This is a genomic window from Citrobacter sp. CK202 (assembly GCF_030333225.1).
In the GTDB taxonomy this organism is placed as follows: domain Bacteria; phylum Pseudomonadota; class Gammaproteobacteria; order Enterobacterales; family Enterobacteriaceae; genus Citrobacter_B; species Citrobacter_B koseri.
Map to the genome: position 1 here is coordinate 105,621 of NZ_JAOWGI010000020.1, position 18,712 is coordinate 124,332.

The window sequence follows — 18,712 nt, forward strand, 5'->3', positions numbered from 1 at the left end:
TTATGAGTAATGATATGTATTTATTAATGTCTCTGCCCCGTGAGATATTTGCTACATCCCATCGTTTTGAAGATTATCATATTGATGATATGCAGTATGGTGATTTGGACGACTGGGATTTTTACACTCTGGGGTTGAAGGATATCTCTGCTCGGGTTGACCCGTTCAGGTGTTTGCAATTTGATATGATGACTACTTTTAATTCGCAGGCTTTGGATTTCGTCCATCAACAACCACAAGGCAGGCCGATTAGTCGCCAGCATTGTGCAGATATTCTGTTTGATGAGATGAAAGAACTGTCAGCACAATTCGCTAAAGGGTTATATTCCCCTATTATTGGGGAACTGATTGATCATTTCCATTACGGTAACGGGCAGCCATGGTTTGGAGAACTTCTAAATCGCGCGTATGCAGATGTCATTAGGGGAGCTGGAACAAATGATGTGTTGATGAAAGTCCAAAAGGCGATAAATGGTCGTTTATATTCGAAGCGACAGGTGATCCTGGACTATAATTTTTTTATGGAACTCAAAACAGCGATAAAAAGAGACTCGAGGCTGCCAAAGTTCAACCGCTTTATCGACAGATTTAATGGTTTGGGGGTAAGCGTACATGATATTTATGCACAACAAATCAAACTGGTGCGTTTTCAGCGCTATGCCATGTCATGGGAGGGATTACTTTCTTTTAAAGGGCAGGATCATTTTGGTCTGGGCAAAGAGGATATTACCAATACGTTATATAAAAACTTTCGCTTCTTCCGCATCTGGTTTTTTCTACAGCGTCATCGTGACTATGCGTACAGGCCGTTTCTGACAAACTTTAGTGCCCATGTTTGTATTGAGAGTAACGCATGAAGTCAAAACGCGAAGTCGTCATCGTTAGCCTGGTACTGCTGATATGTGGTTATCTGCTTTGGACTCAGCGACCGGTGACTATATTTCGGGCTGAAGTCGAACTCGAAGATGACCCTATGTATTTACATGGACTTTATACCAGCAGTAAACGAGGGTTTATTGACAAGGAGTGGTATGATATTGCGGTTGACCACCTGGCATTAACCGAATGGGGGCGGATTCACTGGTATTTGGACCACAAAGCTGAACTTAAGAGAAAATACCGTATACCAACGAGTACCTCATACAGTATTGCTTTTTTGGGTATTGGTAGCGGATTTATCGATATTGATAAGTCAGGCGATAGCGATCTGTATTGTTTCTCCCCAAAAAAAGATACAAAAGAAAATTGTATCGAAAAAAATATGCTCCTGGAGGTGGATTTCGATGCAGGAAGTTATGAGCGATTTTCTTTCGGTGACAGTGAGTATTACTGGATAACCATGCCGGACGGGAAGCTTGTTAGAATAAAAAACGCATAAAATAAAACGCCGGAGAGTAACTCCGGCGCAGTGTAGAAGGGAATAGTGTGGAACTCATTTTGTTACTCAATCAAAGAAATTCATCATGGTTATATTTGATACCACCCTCTTTTCAATCATGCAAGACAGAGATAACGGCAGGGGAGAATTTTCATCATTAATTTTATTTTTATGTCGGATTGCTCAAGTTTTATTTTTTGAAATTATCTTATTTTTTCTCTTGTAGTTAAACTTTATTATATTATTTGTCAGGATGATACATTATGAATATAGATACATTTTTAGTAATGTCTCTTCCGTATGAGATTTTTTCCACATCTCGTCGCTTTGAAAATTATTATATTGATGATATGCAGTGTGGTGATTTGAGCGATTGGGATTTTGAGATGCTTGGGGTGATGGATATCTCGGCTCGTGTTGATCCGTTCAGGTGTTTGCAATTTGATATGATGACCACCTTTAATATTCATCCTATGAATTTTGACCATCAACAATTGCAAGGAACTCCGATTAGTCGCCAGTATTGCGCAGATATTTTGTTTGATGAGATGAAAGTGCTGTCTACGCAATTTGCCAGTGGGCAGTATGCCTTCCTTATTGGAGAGTTGATTGATCATTTTCATTATGGTAATGGACGGCCCTGGTCAAGCGAGCGTCTGAATCATGCGTACGCAGAAGTCATTAGGGGGGCTGGAACGAATGATGTGTTGATAAAAATTCAGAAAGCAATAGATTATCATTTGTATTTGAACCGAGAAGCAAGTCTGGATTACAATTTTTTTACGAGTCTTAACCTAGCAATAAGGCATTTGAAGCTACCAAAATTCAACCGTTTTAACGACAGATTTAATGGCTTGGGGATAAGCGTACATGATATTTATGTACAACAAATCAAACTGGTGCGTTTTCAGCGCTATGCCATGTCATGGGAGGGATTACTTTCTTTTAAAGGGCAGGATCATTTTGGCCTCGGCAGAGAGGATATTGCTAACGAACTCTATAAAAATTTCTGCTTCTTCCGCATCTGGTTTTTCCTGCAACGACATAGTGACTATGCGTACAGACCATTTCTGACAAATTTAAATGCCCATGCGCATATTAAGGGAAGCGTATGAAGCCGAAACGTAACGTCATTATCGGCAGCTTGGTGTTGCTGATATGCGGTTATCTCCTCTGGGCTCAACGACCTGTGACAATCCTTCGGGCTGGCGAGAGATTTGAGTATGATCCTACGCTTTTTCATGGGCTTTATGTTAGCAGTGAACGTGGTTTTATGGATTTTGAGGCTTATGATATTGCAGTTAACCACTTTGCATTAACCGAGTGGGGACGGATACACTGGTATCTGCAGCACAAAAATGAGCTGAAGGCAAAATACCATATACCAACAAGTGCCTCTTACTATATTGTTTTTTGGGATATTGGCGGCGGGTTTATCGATGGTGAGAAATCAGGCGATGGTGATCTGTTTTGTTTTCCGCCACAAAAAAACACAAAAGAAAATTGTATTGAAAAAAATGTGCTGCTAATCGTGGAATTCGACGCGGGATCTTACGAAAGATTTTCTTTCAGCAACATAGAGTATTACTGGATCACCATGCCGGACGGGAAGCTGGTACGAATAAAAAATGCCTTATAAAAGAAAACGCCGAAGAGGGTCTCCGGCGTTTCCATCAAGTTACAGCGCGGCGATAACTGCCTGCTGCTCAATCAGCTTCGCTTTCGCTTCCGCGTAGTTTTCCAGCTTCTCACGCTCTTTGGCGATCACCGCTTCCGGTGCGCGGGCGACAAAACCTTCGTTCGCCAGCTTACCTTCAATGCGGCCAATTTCAGCTTCGACCTTCGCCACTTCTTTCGCCAGACGCGCCAGCTCGGCTTCTTTGTCAATCAGCCCCGCCATCGGGATCAGCAGCTCGGCGCCATCGATAATCTTCGTCACGGAAACCGGACCTTTGTCATCGGCTGGCAGCACGGTGATGCTTTCCAGACGCGCCAGGTTCAGCAGGAAGCTGCGGTTGTCGTTCACGCGGCGAATCGCTTCTTCGCTGCAACCACGCAGCAGCAGTTCCAGCGGTTTGCCCGGCGCGATATTCATTTCCGCACGGATGTTACGTACGGCAACGATCGCCTGCTTCAGCCATTCGGTATCGGCCAGCGCGGCTTCATCCACCTGGGAGGCATCGTACTGCGGGAACGGTTGCAGCATGATGGTGTCGGCGGTAATGCCGGAAATCACTTTCACACGCTGCCAGATGGTCTCGGTGATGAACGGGATGATCGGATGTGCCAGGCGCAGCAGACCTTCCAGCACGGTGACCAGCGTGTTGCGGGTGCCGCGCAGTTCTGCTTCAGAGCCGCCGGTCATGACCGGCTTGGTCAGCTCCAGATACCAGTCGCAGAACTGGTTCCAGGTGAACTCGTACAGAATGCCCGCTGCGATATCGAAGCGGAAGCTGTCCAGCGCTTCGCGGTACGCTTTGATGGTCTGATTGAATTCCGCCAGGATCCAGCGGTCTGCCAGTGACAGGGTCATCTCGCCGCCGTTGAAGCCGCAATCCTGATCTTCGGTATTCATCAGCACAAAGCGGCTGGCGTTCCACAGCTTGTTACAGAAGTTACGGTAGCCTTCCAGACGCTTCATATCCCAGTTGATGTCGCGGCCGGTAGAGGCCAGCGCCGCCAGGGTGAAACGCAGGGCGTCAGTACCGTGCGGCTCAATGCCGTCCGGGAATTGTTTCTCGGTACGTTTGGCGATCTTCTCAGCCAGCTGCGGCTGCATCATGTTGCCGGTACGTTTTTCCAGCAGATCCGGCAGGGAAATGCCGTCAACCATATCCAGCGGGTCGATAACGTTACCCTTGGATTTGGACATCTTCTGGCCTTCGTCATCGCGAATCAGACCGGTCATGTAGACGGTCTTGAACGGTACCTGCGGCTTGCCGTTTTCATCTTTGATGAAGTGCATGGTCATCATGATCATGCGGGCAATCCAGAAGAAGATGATGTCGAAACCGGAGACCATCACGCTGGTTGGGTGGAACTGACGCAGCGCGTCGGTGTTTTCCGGCCAGCCGAGAGTCGAGAAGGTCCATAGCGCGGAAGAGAACCAGGTGTCCAGTACGTCGTCGTCCTGACGCAGCGCAACGTCGGCGCTCAGGTTGTTTTCCTGACGCACTTCGTCTTCGCTACGGCCAACGTAGACGTTGCCCGCGTCGTCGTACCATGCCGGGATGCGGTGGCCCCACCACAACTGACGGGAGATACACCAGTCCTGAATGTCACGCATCCAGGAGAAGTACATGTTTTCGTACTGTTTTGGCACGAACTGGATATCGCCGTTCTCTACCGCTTCCACCGCCGGTTTTGCCAGCACGTCGGCACGGACGTACCACTGGTCGGTCAGCATTGGTTCGATAACCACGCCGCCACGGTCGCCGTACGGTACGGTCAGGTCGTGCGGTTTAATCTCTTCCAGCAGGCCGAGGGCATCGATAGCGGCAACCACCGCTTTACGCGCGGCAAAACGCTCCAGCTTCTGGAACTCAGCCGGGATTTCGTTGGAGTAAACGTCGGACTCTTCGCCTTTGGTGTCATACACTTCCGCGCTTTCACGGATATCGCCGTCAAAGGTCAGAATATTGATCATCGGAAGCTGATGACGACGGCCCACTTCATAGTCGTTAAAGTCGTGCGCCGGGGTGATCTTCACGCAGCCGGTGCCTTTTTCCATGTCGGCATGCTCGTCGCCCACGATCGGAATACGACGGTTCACTAGCGGCAGCACCACGAATTTGCCAATCAGATCTTTATAACGCGGATCTTCCGGGTTGACGGCTACGCCGGTATCGCCCAGCAGGGTTTCCGGGCGGGTGGTGGCGACCACCAGGTAATCTTTACCGTCTGCGGTTTTCGCACCGTCAGCCAGCGGATAGCGGATGTGCCACATAGAGCCTTTGGACTCGCGGTTTTCCACTTCCAGGTCAGAGATCGCGGTGCGCAGTTTCGGGTCCCAGTTGACCAGGCGCTTGCCACGGTAAATCAGATCTTCTTTGTACAGGCGGACAAACACTTCTTTCACGGCATTGGAAAGACCTTCGTCCATGGTGAAGCGTTCGCGCTCCCAGTCCACGGAGTTGCCCAGACGGCGCATCTGACGGGTAATGGTGCCGCCGGATTCCGCTTTCCACTGCCAGATTTTGTCGATGAAGGCATCGCGGCCATAGTCGTGGCGGGTTTTACCCTCTTCTGCGGCAATCTTGCGCTCAACCACCATCTGGGTAGCGATCCCGGCGTGGTCAGTACCGACCTGCCACAGGGTGTTTTTACCCTGCATGCGCTGATAGCGGATCAGGGTATCCATGATGGTTTGCTGGAAGGCGTGACCCATATGCAAACTGCCGGTGACGTTTGGCGGCGGGATCATGATGCAGAAGCTTTCCTGGCTTTCATCGCCATTCGGCTTAAAGTAGCCCTGCTGCTCCCAGTGCTCGTAAAGCGGCTGTTCGATATCTTGTGGGTTATATGTCTTTTCCATTATTTCCAGGTTGCCGTATTCAGGTTAAAACCAGCCACGCGGTAGGCTTTGTAGCGTTCGCGCGCCAGTTGTTTCAAAGTTTCTTCGTAAGGGACAAAGTCTATCACTTCTGTGAAAGCGGTGGCAAAATCTGCAAAGCCAGTACGCAGGCTGATCAGAATATCACGCGGGCTGCTGTTGCGTTTTTGCGGCCAGGCGATTTCCACCGGCGCGCCGCCGCGCGGACCTTCTCCCGCCAGATTATGCGGGACAAAACTCTCCGGCGGTCTTGCCCACAGCGCTTCATCCAGACGGATGGCCTGTTTTTCGTCTTCACAGGCAATCAGCACGCGTTTACCACTGCGCCAACGTTCTGCGGCAATGTCGCACACCAGTTGTTCAACGGCGCTCAGGCCATCAATGGTGGTGTCATTGTCCAGAATATAGAACGTTGCATTCTTCATATATGGGGCTTCTTGTGGTGAATTTAAATGCGAAGCCGGATGGCGCTACGCTTATCCGGCCTACGGTTAAATACTCCATGTAGGCCGGATAAGGCGCATATGCGTCGCCATCCGGCAATCATGCAAACTTACTCTTCGCCGTTAAAACCCGCGCGATTGAGCAGGAACTGCGACAGCAACGCCACCGGACGACCGGTTGCGCCTTTCGCTTTGCCGGAACGCCATGCGGTACCGGCGATGTCCAGGTGCGCCCAGTTGTACTTACGGGTAAAGCGCGACAGGAAGCAACCGGCGGTGATAGCACCACCAGGACGGCCGCCGATGTTCGCCATATCCGCAAAGTTAGACTCCAGCTGTTCCTGGAACTCATCGCCCAACGGCAAGCGCCATGCGCGGTCGCCTGCCTGTTCGGACGCGCTAATCAGCTCATGCGCCAGTGGATTGTGGTTCGACATCAGACCGGTGATGTGATGGCCCAGCGCAATCACGCAGGCGCCCGTCAGGGTCGCGACGTCAATCACCGCTTCCGGCTCAAAACGCTCAACGTAGGTTAACACGTCGCACAATACCAGGCGGCCTTCGGCATCGGTGTTCAGCACTTCTACCGTCTGGCCGGACATGGTGGTCAGCACGTCGCCCGGACGATACGCTCGCCCGCCAGGCATGTTTTCGCAGCCTGCCAGTACGCCGATGACGTTAATCGGCAATTGAAGTTCCGCGACCATGCGCATCACGCCGTAGACTGCCGCCGCGCCGCACATATCGTACTTCATCTCGTCCATGCCTTCGGCAGGCTTGATGGAGATGCCGCCGGAGTCAAAGGTCAGCCCTTTGCCGACCAGCACAACCGGACGCGCGTCTTCGGACGGGTTGCCTTTGTATTCGATAACCGACATCAGCGATTCGTTCTGCGAACCGTGACCGACCGCCAGATAAGAGTGCATACCCAGCTCTTTCATCTGCTGTTCGCCGATGACGCGGGTGATGACGTTCTTGCTGTAGCTGTCAGCCAACTGGCGCGCCTGAGAGGCCAGGTAGGCGGCATTACAGATATTCGGCGGCATATTGCCGAGATCTTTCGCTGCTTTAATCCCGGCGGCAATCGCCAGACCGTGCTGGATCGCACGCTCGCCGCTGGTCAGCTCGCGGCGGGTCGGCACGTTGAAGACCATTTTACGCAGCGGGCGACGCGGCTCGCTCTTGTTGGTCTTCAGTTGATCAAAGCTGTACAGCGTCTCTTTAGCCGTTTCGACAGCCTGACGTACTTTCCAGTAGTTGTTGCGGCCTTTGACGTGCAGTTCGGTCAGGAAGCAGACCGCTTCCATTGAGCCGGTGTCATTCAGCGTATTGATGGTTTTCTGAATGACCTGCTTGTACTGGCGCTCATCGAGCTCGCGCTCTTTACCACAACCAATGAGGAGGATTCGCTCGGAAAGAACGTTAGGAACATGGTGCAGCAACAGGGTCTGCCCCGGTTTTCCTTCCAGTTCACCACGACGCAGCAGGGCGCTGATGTACCCGTCGCTGATTTTATCGAGCTGTTCTGCAATCGGAGAAAGGCGGCGTGGTTCAAAGACGCCCACGACGATGCAGGCACTCCGCTGTTTCTCCGGGCTACCGCTTTTTACACTGAACTCCATGCACTACGCTCCTGAATCTTAAAGACAACGGCGGCGGCTACAGTTAGAATTGCAAGCTTTCGTAACTCATGTCCGCAGTTGCGGTGACTTCGTGTTAATCTTAACGTTATTACGGCATTGGCACGTCAGAACGCGTTCTGAGTGGCGAATCCGCTGAGTATAATAATTTTAGCGACGATTTCGACGACTCAAGAGAATAAATGACGTTTAAGCCATGAAACAAGCTAAATTCCTGCAAAAGACGAGTTTTTACGGGCGTATTTAAAGTGATAATCATAAGATATCTGGTGCGGGAGACGCTCAAAAGCCAACTGGCGATTCTTTTCATCCTGCTTTTGATCTTCTTTTGTCAAAAGCTAGTGAGGATCCTCGGGGCGGCGGTTGACGGTGACATTCCGGCAAATCTGGTGCTCTCGCTACTGGGGCTGGGCGTGCCGGAAATGGCGCAGCTCATTCTGCCATTAAGTCTGTTCCTCGGGCTGTTGATGACGCTGGGCAAACTGTATACCGAAAGTGAAATAACGGTCATGCACGCCTGTGGTCTGAGCCGGGCTGTGCTGGTGAAAGCCGCGATGGTGCTGGCGCTGTTTACCGGCGTCGTCGCCGCTGTCAACGTCATGTGGGCGGGGCCCTGGTCATCCAGACACCAGGATGAGGTACTGGCGGAAGCAAAAGCCAATCCTGGCATGGCCGCGCTGGCGCAAGGGCAGTTCCAGCAGGCGACCAATGGCAGCGCCGTGCTGTTTATTGAAAGCGTTGACGGCAGCGATTTTAAAGATGTGTTCCTTGCGCAAATCCGCCCGAAAGGCAACGCCCGTCCTTCTGTGGTGGTGGCCGATTCTGGACATCTGACGCAATTGCGCGACGGCTCCCAGGTTGTGACGTTGAACAAAGGGACGCGCTTTGAAGGCACTGCCCTGCTGCGTGACTTCCGCATCACCGATTTCCAGAACTATCAGGCGATTATTGGTCATCAGGCCGTTGCGCTGGACCCGAACGATACCGATCAGATGGATATGCGCACGCTGTGGCAGACTGATACCAATCGCGCCCGTGCGGAACTGCACTGGCGTATTACGCTGGTATTCACCGTATTTATGATGGCGCTGATGGTTGTACCGCTGAGCGTGGTTAACCCGCGACAGGGGCGCGTGCTGTCGATGCTGCCAGCTATGCTGCTGTATCTGCTGTTCTTCCTCCTGCAAACTTCCCTGAAATCAAACGGCGGTAAGGGCAAACTGGACCCGGTTATCTGGATGTGGGCGGTCAACCTGATCTATCTGGCGTTGGCGGTTGGTCTGAACCTTTGGGATACGGTGCCGGTACGCCGCCTGCGCGCCCGTCTTCTGCGTAAAGGAGCGGTATAATGCAGCCGTTTGGTGTACTTGACCGCTATATCGGTAAAACCATTTTCACCACCATCATGATGACGTTGTTCATGCTGGTGTCGCTCTCCGGCATCATCAAGTTTGTTGACCAGCTTAAAAAAGCCGGGCAGGGGAGCTACGATGCGCTGGGCGCGGGGATGTATACCCTACTCAGCGTGCCGAAAGATGTGCAGATTTTCTTCCCGATGGCGGCGCTGCTTGGCGCGCTGCTGGGGCTGGGGATGCTGGCGCAGCGCAGTGAACTGGTGGTGATGCAGGCTTCGGGTTTCACCCGGATGCAGGTGGCGCTGTCGGTGATGAAAACCGCCATTCCACTGGTGCTGTTGACAATGGCCATCGGGGAATGGGTCGCTCCGCAGGGCGAGCAGATGGCGCGTAACTACCGTGCGCAGGCAATGTACGGCGGTTCGCTGCTCTCTACTCAGCAAGGCCTGTGGGCGAAAGATGGCAACAATTTCGTCTATATCGAGCGGGTGAAGGGCGACGAAGAGCTGGCGGGCATTAGCATCTACGCCTTTAACGATCAGCGTCGCTTACAGTCAGTGCGTTATGCCGCGTCTGCGAAGTTCGACGCAGACAACAAGGTCTGGCGTCTGTCGCAGGTGGACGAGTCTGACCTGAAAGACCCGAAACAGATCACCGGTTCGCAGACCGTGAGCGGCACCTGGAAAACCAACCTCACGCCGGACAAACTGGGCGTGGTGGCGCTGGACCCGGATGCGCTCTCCATCAGCGGCTTGCATAACTATGTGAAGTATCTGAAGTCGAGCGGTCAGGACGCCGGACGTTATCAGCTCAATATGTGGAGTAAAATCTTCCAGCCGCTTTCCGTGGCGGTAATGATGTTGATGGCGCTGTCGTTCATTTTTGGCCCGCTGCGTAGCGTGCCGATGGGCGTGCGTGTGGTGACCGGGATCAGCTTTGGTTTCGTCTTCTACGTTCTGGACCAGATTTTCGGCCCGCTGACGCTGGTTTATGGCATTCCGCCGATTATCGGCGCGCTGCTGCCAAGCGCCTCGTTCTTCCTGATTAGCCTCTGGCTGATGATGCGTAAGTCGTAAAATCGATCTCTCTCATTGTTGGCCAGATACGGCGCAGCGCCATCAGGCGCTGCGCTTAGCAAACCAGGATTCCTTCTGTTAGCGTTTTCTACCGCCCATCAGGCTACCTAACATCCCCCGGATAATTTGGTTCGTTACCTGACGCGCTGCGCTTTTGGCGACGCTCTGCACCACACCATCACGTTTGCCGCCGCGTGGCCCGGTGCTGCCAAACAATATCTCTTTCAGCCCGCCAAGAATTCCGTCATCAACGGCGACTTCTTTGCCTTTTGCTGGCGGATTGTTTTGCTGCTCGGTGGTGGCCTGAACGCCTTTTTGCAGCATTTCATACGCCGATTCGCGATCGACTTCGTCTTCATATTTGCCGTACAGCGAGGAGTGATTGATAAGCCCGTTACGCTCATCGTCCGTCACCGGCCCCATGCGTGAGCACGGCGCGATGACCATCGCTCGTTCAACCACTGACGGGCTGCCTTTGGCATCCAGGAAGGAGATCAGCGCCTCGCCGGTGCCCAGTTCCTGAATCGCTTTCTCGGTATCAAACGCCGGATTCGCCCGCATGGTTTGCGCGGCGGCTTTCACCGCTTTCTGATCTTTGGGGGTGAAAGCGCGCAGGGCGTGCTGTACGCGGTTGCCTAACTGACCGAGCACGTTGTCCGGGATATCGGAAGGGTTCTGTGAGACGAACCAGACGCCCACGCCTTTGGAGCGAATCAGGCGGATAACCTGTTCGATTTTATCCAGCAGCACCTGCGGAGCGTCGTTGAACAGCAGGTGAGCTTCGTCGAAGAAGAACACCAGCTTTGGTTTTTCCAGATCGCCCGCTTCCGGCAGTTGCTCATACAGTTCGGAGAGCATCCACAGCAGGCTGGCGGCATACAGTTTGGGCATCTGGTAGAGTTTTTCGGCGCTGAGGATGTTGATAATGCCTTTGCCGTTGGCATCGGTACGCATCCAGTCTTTGATGTCCAGCATCGGTTCGCCGAAGAAGTGCGCCGCGCCTTGCTGTTCCAGCGACAGCAACCCGCGCTGGATCGCCCCGACCGATGCGCTGCTGATATTGCCATACTGGTTCTGGAAGGATTTGGCATTATCACCGATATACTGCGTGATCGCCCGCAGGTCTTTAAAGTCCAGCAGCAACAGCCCCTGGTCATCGGCGATGCAGAAGATAATATTCAGCACGCCGGACTGCACCTCGTTCAGGTTCAGCAGGCGAGCCAGCAATAGCGGCCCAAGATCGGAGACGGTCGCCCGTAGTGGATGACCTTTTTCGCCAAAAATATCCCACAGCACCACCGGATTAGCGTGCGGTTGCCAGTCGGTGATGCCGATATTTTTCAGCCGTGCGAGCAGTTTTTCAGAAGGTTCGCCTTCCTGCGCGACGCCGGTTAAGTCACCTTTCACATCCGCCATAAATACCGGAACGCCGATGTCTGATAGGGACTCAGCCAGTTTTTGCAGGGTAACCGTTTTGCCGGTTCCGGTTGCGCCGGTAATCAGCCCGTGACGGTTGGTCATGCCCGGCAACAGGAACAGTTCGCTTTCCAGCGTGCGGGCAATTAACAGGGGTGCACTCATGAGATTTTCTCCATTTATCCTGCCTGGAGTATAGGCAACTGCGGCGTACTCTTCACCGCTAAATTGCGGAGATTGCGAGAAGAATTCCAAAAGGGGGAGCAAAACCGGGCAGCGAATGCCGCCCGGTGAAGGCAATTAAAAGTCGGCTTGCAGTACCACACGGTAGCGAGCTTTACCGTCACGAACGTGCTGGATGGCCTCGTTGATTTGCGACATTGGGAACAGCTCGGTCGTCGGCGAGACCTTGCTGCGCCCGGCAAATTTCATCAACTTGCGCAGTTCATACGGCGTACCGGTTGCCGAACCGGAGATGCTGCGATCGCCTGCAATCAGGGTAAACGCCGGAACCGGTAGCGGCTTCAGCACCGCGCCAACGGTGTGGAAGTTGCCGCCATAGGCCAGCGCTTCGAAGTAAGGCTGCCAGTCGAGATCGACATTGACGGTGTTGATGATGAGATCAAATTGACCTGCCAGCGCTTTCAACGCCTCTGGATCGCGGCTGTTGACCACTTTATCGGCGCCCATCGCCAGCACTTCCTGTTCTTTGGCCGGACTGGAGCTGAATGCGGTAACCTCGCAGCCCATCGCGTGTAGCAGCTTAATGGCGATATGGCCGAGGCCGCCGATACCGATCACCCCAACGCGACTGGTGGCGGTAACGTGGTGCATCAGCAGCGGTTTGAAGACGGTGATCCCGCCGCACAATAGAGGGCCTGCGGATTCAATATCGATGCTTTCTGGAAGCGGGATCACCCATTGCCAGTCTGCTCGCAGCTTCTCGGCAAAGCCGCCGCGATTGAGGATGGTTGGCACCGATCCTTCCAGACAGTTAATCTGATTGCCGCTGATACAGGCATCGCAGTGCCCACAGCTGCGCGCCGTCCAGCCAATCCCGACGCGTTGACCTACCTTCAGACCTTTATCCTGCGCGGCGCTGCCGAGTGCCACGACGCGGCCAATCACCTCATGCCCGGCAACCAGCGGATACTGAGAAAAGCCCCATTCGTTGTCGATCATCGACAGATCGGAGTGGCAGATACCGCAGTAATCTACCTGTACCTCAACATCTTCCGGCTTGAGTTCACCCGCATCATATTCATAGAGTTCAAGTTCGCTGCCCGCCTCTTTTGCGGCATAGCTTTTTATAATAGACATCGTGTTTCCCTCAGTGTGGTGTTGAACTGGAAGTGTAGAGCATGGGAAACGGAGTCGCTTCGCAGAAGGAGGGGTTAAGGAGGTGCCAGCCGTGGGGTTGTGCTGATTTTTTCAACACTTAGCGAGCCGGGCATATGCTACCGCTTGCATGGTGGCGTGTGACAGGTATAATCCACAACGTTTTCCGCATACCTCTTCAGTGCCGAAGTGGCGAAATCGGTAGACGCAGTTGATTCAAAATCAACCGTAGAAATACGTGCCGGTTCGAGTCCGGCCTTCGGCACCATCGGAACATCAATAGACGTCAACGGACGTCTTTTTTTGTGCCTGAAATCCAGTATCTGCAAGGCTTTCCTCGCTTTTTCACTCAACCTAAGTCAACCTGATTCAATCTACATCAACTTACTGATGCGGGTACAACTGCGGGTATATTCCAGTTCGATAATGTTTGTACCCACACAGAACCCTTGAAAGGATACTCATCATGGCTCTGAGTGATGTGAAGGTTCGTTCGGCTAAGCCTGAAGCAAAAGCCTATAAGCTGACCGACGGTGAAGGCATGGTTTTGCTGGTTCACCCTAACGGTTCTAAATACTGGCGGCTTCGTTATCGCTTTGGCGGTAAAGAGAAGATGCTGGCGCTGGGGAAATACCCTGAAGTCTCACTGGCGGATGCCAGGGCACGCCGGAATGAAGCCAGGAGGTTGTTAGCTAATGGCGTCGATCCCAGTGAGAACAAGAAAGCCGTTAAGGTAGAGCAGGAGCAAGAGGCAATAACGTTTGAAGTGGTTGCCAGAGAATGGCACGCCAGTAATCAGAAATGGTCGACATCGCATAGCGCTCGTGTATTGAAAAGCCTCGAAGATAATCTCTTTGCTGCTATCGGTAAGCGGAACATTGCTGAATTGAAGACACGGGATCTGCTTGTACCCATTAAAGCCGTAGAGTCATCAGGGCGCCTCGAAGTCGCCGCCCGTTTACAGCAGCGTACTACCGCGATTATGCGCTTTGCTGTGCAGAGCGGTTTAATCGACTACAACCCCGCGCAAGAAATCGCTGGAGCGGTCGCCACAGCTAAACGACAGCATCGTGCTGCGCTAGAACTCAATCGCATTCCTGAATTACTTCATCGCATTGATCACTACTCTGGCAGGCCTTTAACCCGGTTGGCAGTGGAACTCACTTTGTTAGTTTTCATCCGTTCAAGCGAGCTACGTTTTGCTCGCTGGTCAGAAGTCGATTTTGAAACTGCTATGTGGACGATTCCGGGGGAGAGAGAACCGTTGGAAGGCGTTAAGCATTCTCAACGTGGTTCAAAGATGCGTACACCTCATCTCGTTCCTTTATCGCGGCAAGCCTTAGCCATTTTGGAAAAGATCAAAAGCATGAATGGGAACCGTGAGCTGATTTTTGTGGGCGATCACGATCCGCGTAAGCCTATGAGTGAGAACACGGTGAACAAGGCGCTGAGAGTGATGGGTTATGACACGAAAACGGAAGTGTGTGGGCATGGTTTCAGGACGATGGCGTGTAGTTCTATGATTGAGTCAGGATTGTGGTCGAGGGATGCAGTGGAGCGGCAGATGAGTCACCAGGAACGTAACTCTGTGCGGGCGGCTTACATCCATAAGGCGGAGCATCTGGGAGAGAGGAGACTGATGTTGCAATGGTGGGCTGATTATCTGGATGCAAATCGGGAAAAAGAGGTTAGTCCGTTTGATTTTAGGAAGCAAAACGGTGATTAATCGGTCTCAAATGGAAAAGATGTTTTACTTCCTAGACTTAATCCCATATCAGTAGACAGATTCTGTCTTTACGATGAGGTCTGGTAGAGGGGAGATCATCTTCGATGTAGATATGTGTTTGCCGTGTACTACTGGCTTGATAAACTACACTCTGTAGTAAGATGAGGTAAAAAATGGCCAGAGCCGACTTAGTGCTAAGTTTAGTTGAGACTGGGATGAAGGGTGACCTTTCGCGTTTCAAAATAACTGCAGAAGCGATCGCTGCAGAAGCAACAGCACGCCATCAATATCAGCTTGCCGATAAGCTGAAAAATATTCTTACTAGTACAGGCTCTGGTGAGGCGCGCCGTTATACCTACGATTCTGATCTCCAGAATGCCTTTTATGAAATCCAACCGCGTAAAATTCTGGATGATCTGATCATCCCTGAAACCGTGACTACGCAGTTTATGGAGTTGATAGAAGAGCATGCGCGTCGCGATCTGTTGCGGTCGTATAATCTGGAACCGCGTCATAAACTATTGTTATCTGGGCCTCCAGGAAACGGCAAAACTTCAATTGCCGAAGCGCTGGCCAACCATCTCTCGCTGCCTTTCTTTACGGTTAAGTACGAAGGAATAATTAACCGCTATCTTGGAGAAACAGCACAGCAAATAGACAAGTTATTTGAATTTGTTAAAACTCAGCGCTGCGTGCTATTTTTTGACGAATTTGACGCCATAGGTAAAGAGCGCGAAGATGTTAATGACAACGGTGAAATGAAGCGTGTAGTGAATTCCCTGCTTAAACATATTGACCTATTACCTAGCCATGTTGTGTTTGTAGGGGCAACGAACCATGAAGCAATGCTCGATAAGGCCATCTGGCGCAGATTTCAGTTACAGATAACTTTGCCGTCTCCAACACAGAGTATGGCGACGAAATGGTTTGAAGAGTTTGAGAAACGCGTGGGTCATTCTCTCGGCCTTGCCCCTTCGACACTTGCCAGAAAGCTGTCTGGTCTTAGCTTCGCCGAGTTAGAAGAATTTGCTCTCGATGTGCAACGTAAATACGTGCTTGGTCTCCCCGCAAGCGAAAAAAAACTGAAGGAAATTTCCGCTCACTGCCTTAAGCACTGGTCGGAGCGATATCGGCAAAAAGATTAATTCACTAATAAGGAAAGTGAAATGGCGCAGAATCCTCTCTTAATATTCACCCCGCCAAAACCAGTTTTAAAGAGGGACGATCTGACGCCTAATCGTTCATCGATTCAGTTTCCGAATATAGATATCCAGGCTGCACGAGTTTTTCCAAAAGTCGAAAGGCTTGAGCGTAATTTCGCAGAATATATCGAACTTGCTGAAACCGCTGACGGCTTTCTTCCTGAAAAAGTACTTGTGCTGGAAGTCGTCGGCGAAATAGAAGGCCTCGCTACCGCACTTACCCGAGTTAAGGGTTTTGAATATCTTTCCTCCGCATTACTCGAAAAATCTTTTGATAGTGAAGATTATTACACGTTAAGCAATGGAACCCGTAGACCTGCTTCCAGAAACGCTTATCTGACAATGAGCAGCCAGGCTGGGCTCAGTCGTCTCTTGGCACTGTGGCGCGAATACCAGAAAAATAGGAAAGTAGAATGGGGATTTGGTGCGCTGAAGGCCGTCTTTGACCGACTTACAGATATTCGTTTCTGGGATACCCGAGACAGGCTAGCTGCTACTTTCGTCTTAGAAGACTGGCAGGGACGTGTTGAGGATGCGACTGCTGGATATGATGATCCCGTTCCTTTCGAAATTGAACTTTGGTATCGGTCGTCTCCTGAGGAGCAGTCTAAAGCGGAGTCACGCATAAGAGGTTTAATATCTCGTGCAGGTGGCACCATTATCGGTGGATGCAAGTATAAAGGTATCAGCTATCACGCACTTATCGGTAATCTCCCTGTCAGTAAGGTTCAGGAGATACTCCTATATGGGGGCGAAGCTCTGGAACTGATGCGCTGCGATGATGTAATGTTTTTTAGGCCACTAGGCCAATGCGCTTTTCCCATTATTGAAGAAAATGTTCAGACTGGGGACGAGATATCGACGCTGGTCGGTCAGAATCTCCCCGATCCCTATGCGAGCCCAATTGTCGCTTTACTCGATGGTCTACCACTTGAAAACCACTCGGCCCTCAGAGGTAGGCTTGAAATTGACGATCCGGATGATTTCGAATCTCTTTACACCTCGCCGTCCTATCAGAACCACGGTACATCGATGGCATCTCTGATTGTCCATGGTGATCTTTCGAATCCGATCGAACCGCCTCTTTCTAGGCGTATTCATGTCAGACCAATCATGATTCCCGAGAGTATCAGTTTCGATGGTAGTGTGAGGGAGCAAATTCCTACTCAATATCTTCCCGCTGATCTGATCCATCGCGCCGTTGTCAGAATGAAAAAAGGAGAAAACGGTCAGCCGCCCACATCTCCAGACGTCTCCATTATTAACCTATCTATTGGAGATCCTTGCCGTATGTACGATGCCCAGATGAGTCCATGGGCGAGAATGTTGGACTGGTTGTCTGTTGAATATCAGGTATTGTTCGTCGTTAGTGCAGGAAATTCGAGTATGCCTTTAATTCTGGATAATGTCGCTGGGGATGATTTCTCTAATCTCACCCCTACAGAACTGGAAGAGCATGCTCTTAAAGCAATCGCGGTTCAACGCCCGTTGCGTCGTTTGCTTTCACCTGCTGAATCAATAAATGCGTTAACCGTCGGTGCATCGCATCATGATGGCTTTACTGGCAATATTCCACCAAGACATGTTGATGTATTTTCAACTCATGGAATGTTTTCACCGATTAATACCATTGCGTTAGGAAGGCGAAAGTCGATCAAACCTGAGGTGCATATGCCTGGAGGGCGTCAAACTTATGTGAATAAGACGAACACATCGCGCGATCCGGTCAGGCTTGATGTTTCCAAAACATTTCGTTTTGGACCGGGACTGAAATCAGCTATGCCTGGAGCTGAGGGGGCACTTAATCAGTGTGGTTTCACGGCGGGCACAAGTAACGCAGCAGCGCTAGCGACCAGGAGACTTGCGATACTGTATGACACGCTCCAGGAAATGAAGGCGTTCGGATACAAGGAAGCACTTTCCAAAGCATCTGATGCCCTGATTTTAAAGGCAATGATGATCCATGGTGCTGAACATAATACACTCTCGAGCAGAGTAATTAGTCGCCATTTAGATGTGAACGGTAGCAGAACATTTAAATCTGATCTTAATCAGTATCTAGGATTTGGCCAGGTAAACGAAAGTCGAATTCACTTTTGTGCCGACAATCAAGCAACACTTATTTATTCAAACGTTATCGAGGCTGAGACTGCTCAAGATTATTTTTTCCCACTCCCACCAAGTCTTGCCGCGAAAACTATTAATCGTCGCCTGGTAGTAACAGTAGTTTGGTTCTCGCCAGTGAATCATGGGCATAAAGATTACCGCGGGGCTCAACTCTGGGCAAGTCCAGCTTATGGTGATATTAATCTTGATGAATTTGATTATTATCCTTCACATCTGAAAAATGGCACAGTGTTTCACGACGTTCGCAAGGGAAATCGCGCTTCAGCCTTTACCGAGGGAGATCGCCTAGCTATCAGAATTAATTGTTACGGTCGAGCTGGCATTAAAAATCTCAAGGTTCCTTATGTAGTTATTGCGACATTAGATACACCAGGTACGGCGCTGCCAGTTTATGAGGAAGTTCGAGAGGCGCTACGTATTATGGCGAAACAGAATGCTTAATGTGATATTTAAAAATGT

Annotated in this window: 15 protein-coding genes and 1 tRNA gene; 11 read left to right on the forward strand and 5 right to left on the reverse strand. The window is 51.1% G+C overall.

Going from position 1 to position 18,712, the window contains the following annotated elements; translation table 11 throughout:
* Positions 1–2 precede the first annotated feature (2 nt).
* The 4 genes from OGX84_RS04115 to OGX84_RS04130 all read left to right on the forward strand — a co-directional run bounded on the left by OGX84_RS04115 (position 3) and on the right by OGX84_RS04130 (position 3,017).
* Entirely contained in the window at positions 3–857 is an 855-nt protein-coding gene (locus OGX84_RS04115; protein ID WP_230032302.1) for a DUF3289 family protein, read from the forward strand.
* Entirely contained in the window at positions 854–1,378 is a 525-nt protein-coding gene (locus OGX84_RS04120) for a DUF943 family protein (RefSeq protein WP_112001293.1), read from the forward strand. Before OGX84_RS04115 ends, OGX84_RS04120 begins: the two co-directional genes overlap by 4 nt.
* Positions 1,379–1,641: 263 nt before the next feature.
* Positions 1,642–2,493 (forward strand): DUF3289 family protein, encoded by an 852-nt coding sequence (locus OGX84_RS04125; protein WP_012134323.1) that lies wholly within the window; start codon positions 1,642–1,644, stop codon positions 2,491–2,493.
* Positions 2,490–3,017: a DUF943 family protein gene (locus OGX84_RS04130; RefSeq protein ID WP_012134322.1), complete on the forward strand. Its 528-nt coding sequence runs from the start codon at positions 2,490–2,492 to the stop codon at positions 3,015–3,017. Before OGX84_RS04125 ends, OGX84_RS04130 begins: the two co-directional genes overlap by 4 nt.
* 39 nt (positions 3,018–3,056) lie before the next feature.
* Here the strand turns inward: OGX84_RS04130 and OGX84_RS04135 are convergent, their stop codons facing one another.
* The 3 genes from OGX84_RS04135 to pepA form a co-directional block, all read right to left on the reverse strand.
* Positions 3,057–5,912 (reverse strand): valine--tRNA ligase, encoded by a 2,856-nt coding sequence (locus OGX84_RS04135; protein ID WP_112001292.1) that lies wholly within the window; start codon positions 5,910–5,912, stop codon positions 3,057–3,059.
* The gene (gene holC, locus OGX84_RS04140; protein ID WP_012134319.1) at positions 5,912–6,355 is read right to left on the reverse strand and encodes a DNA polymerase III subunit chi; all 444 of its coding nucleotides are present in this window, start codon (positions 6,353–6,355) and stop codon (positions 5,912–5,914) included. Before holC ends, OGX84_RS04135 begins: the two co-directional genes overlap by 1 nt.
* A gap of 128 nt (positions 6,356–6,483) precedes the next feature.
* Complete coding sequence (gene pepA / locus OGX84_RS04145; protein WP_047459338.1) at positions 6,484–7,995, reverse strand: leucyl aminopeptidase; 1,512 nt, start codon at positions 7,993–7,995, stop codon at positions 6,484–6,486.
* A gap of 153 nt (positions 7,996–8,148) precedes the next feature.
* Between pepA and ytgA the strand changes: the two genes are divergently transcribed.
* From ytgA to lptG, 3 genes are all read left to right on the forward strand, one after another.
* Positions 8,149–8,199: a protein YtgA gene (ytgA, locus tag OGX84_RS04150; RefSeq protein ID WP_211180521.1), complete on the forward strand. Its 51-nt coding sequence runs from the start codon at positions 8,149–8,151 to the stop codon at positions 8,197–8,199.
* A 62-nt stretch (positions 8,200–8,261) separates the two neighbouring features.
* A complete protein-coding gene (gene lptF / locus OGX84_RS04155) occupies positions 8,262–9,362 on the forward strand; it encodes an LPS export ABC transporter permease LptF (RefSeq protein ID WP_012134315.1) in 1,101 nt (366 codons plus the stop codon).
* On the forward strand, positions 9,362–10,444 hold the full coding sequence (lptG, locus tag OGX84_RS04160; RefSeq protein ID WP_012134314.1) for an LPS export ABC transporter permease LptG: 1,083 nt from the start codon (positions 9,362–9,364) through the stop codon (positions 10,442–10,444). Before lptF ends, lptG begins: the two co-directional genes overlap by 1 nt.
* Positions 10,445–10,522: 78 nt before the next feature.
* On the opposite strand, the gene OGX84_RS04165 is transcribed toward lptG, so the two are convergent.
* The gene (locus tag OGX84_RS04165; RefSeq protein ID WP_112001291.1) at positions 10,523–12,025 is read right to left on the reverse strand and encodes a helicase HerA-like C-terminal domain-containing protein; all 1,503 of its coding nucleotides are present in this window, start codon (positions 12,023–12,025) and stop codon (positions 10,523–10,525) included.
* 135 nt (positions 12,026–12,160) lie between these two features.
* Entirely contained in the window at positions 12,161–13,180 is a 1,020-nt protein-coding gene (gene ahr, locus OGX84_RS04170) for an NADPH-dependent aldehyde reductase Ahr (RefSeq protein WP_012134312.1), read from the reverse strand.
* Between the two features lie 201 nt (positions 13,181–13,381).
* On the opposite strand from ahr, the gene OGX84_RS04175 reads away from it, so the two are divergent.
* The 4 genes from OGX84_RS04175 to OGX84_RS04190 all read left to right on the forward strand — a co-directional run bounded on the left by OGX84_RS04175 (position 13,382) and on the right by OGX84_RS04190 (position 18,694).
* Positions 13,382–13,466 (forward strand) — tRNA-Leu (locus OGX84_RS04175).
* A gap of 198 nt (positions 13,467–13,664) precedes the next feature.
* Complete coding sequence (locus OGX84_RS04180; RefSeq protein ID WP_286457418.1) at positions 13,665–14,924, forward strand: tyrosine-type recombinase/integrase; 1,260 nt, start codon at positions 13,665–13,667, stop codon at positions 14,922–14,924.
* Positions 14,925–15,097: 173 nt separating this feature from the next.
* Positions 15,098–16,069, forward strand: coding sequence for an AAA family ATPase (locus tag OGX84_RS04185; protein WP_286457420.1), 972 nt, complete (start codon positions 15,098–15,100; stop codon positions 16,067–16,069).
* 21 nt (positions 16,070–16,090) lie between these two features.
* Positions 16,091–18,694, forward strand: a complete 2,604-nt coding sequence (locus OGX84_RS04190) for a S8 family peptidase (protein WP_286457421.1) — start codon at positions 16,091–16,093, stop codon at positions 18,692–18,694.
* The last annotated feature ends 18 nt before the right edge of the window (positions 18,695–18,712 follow it).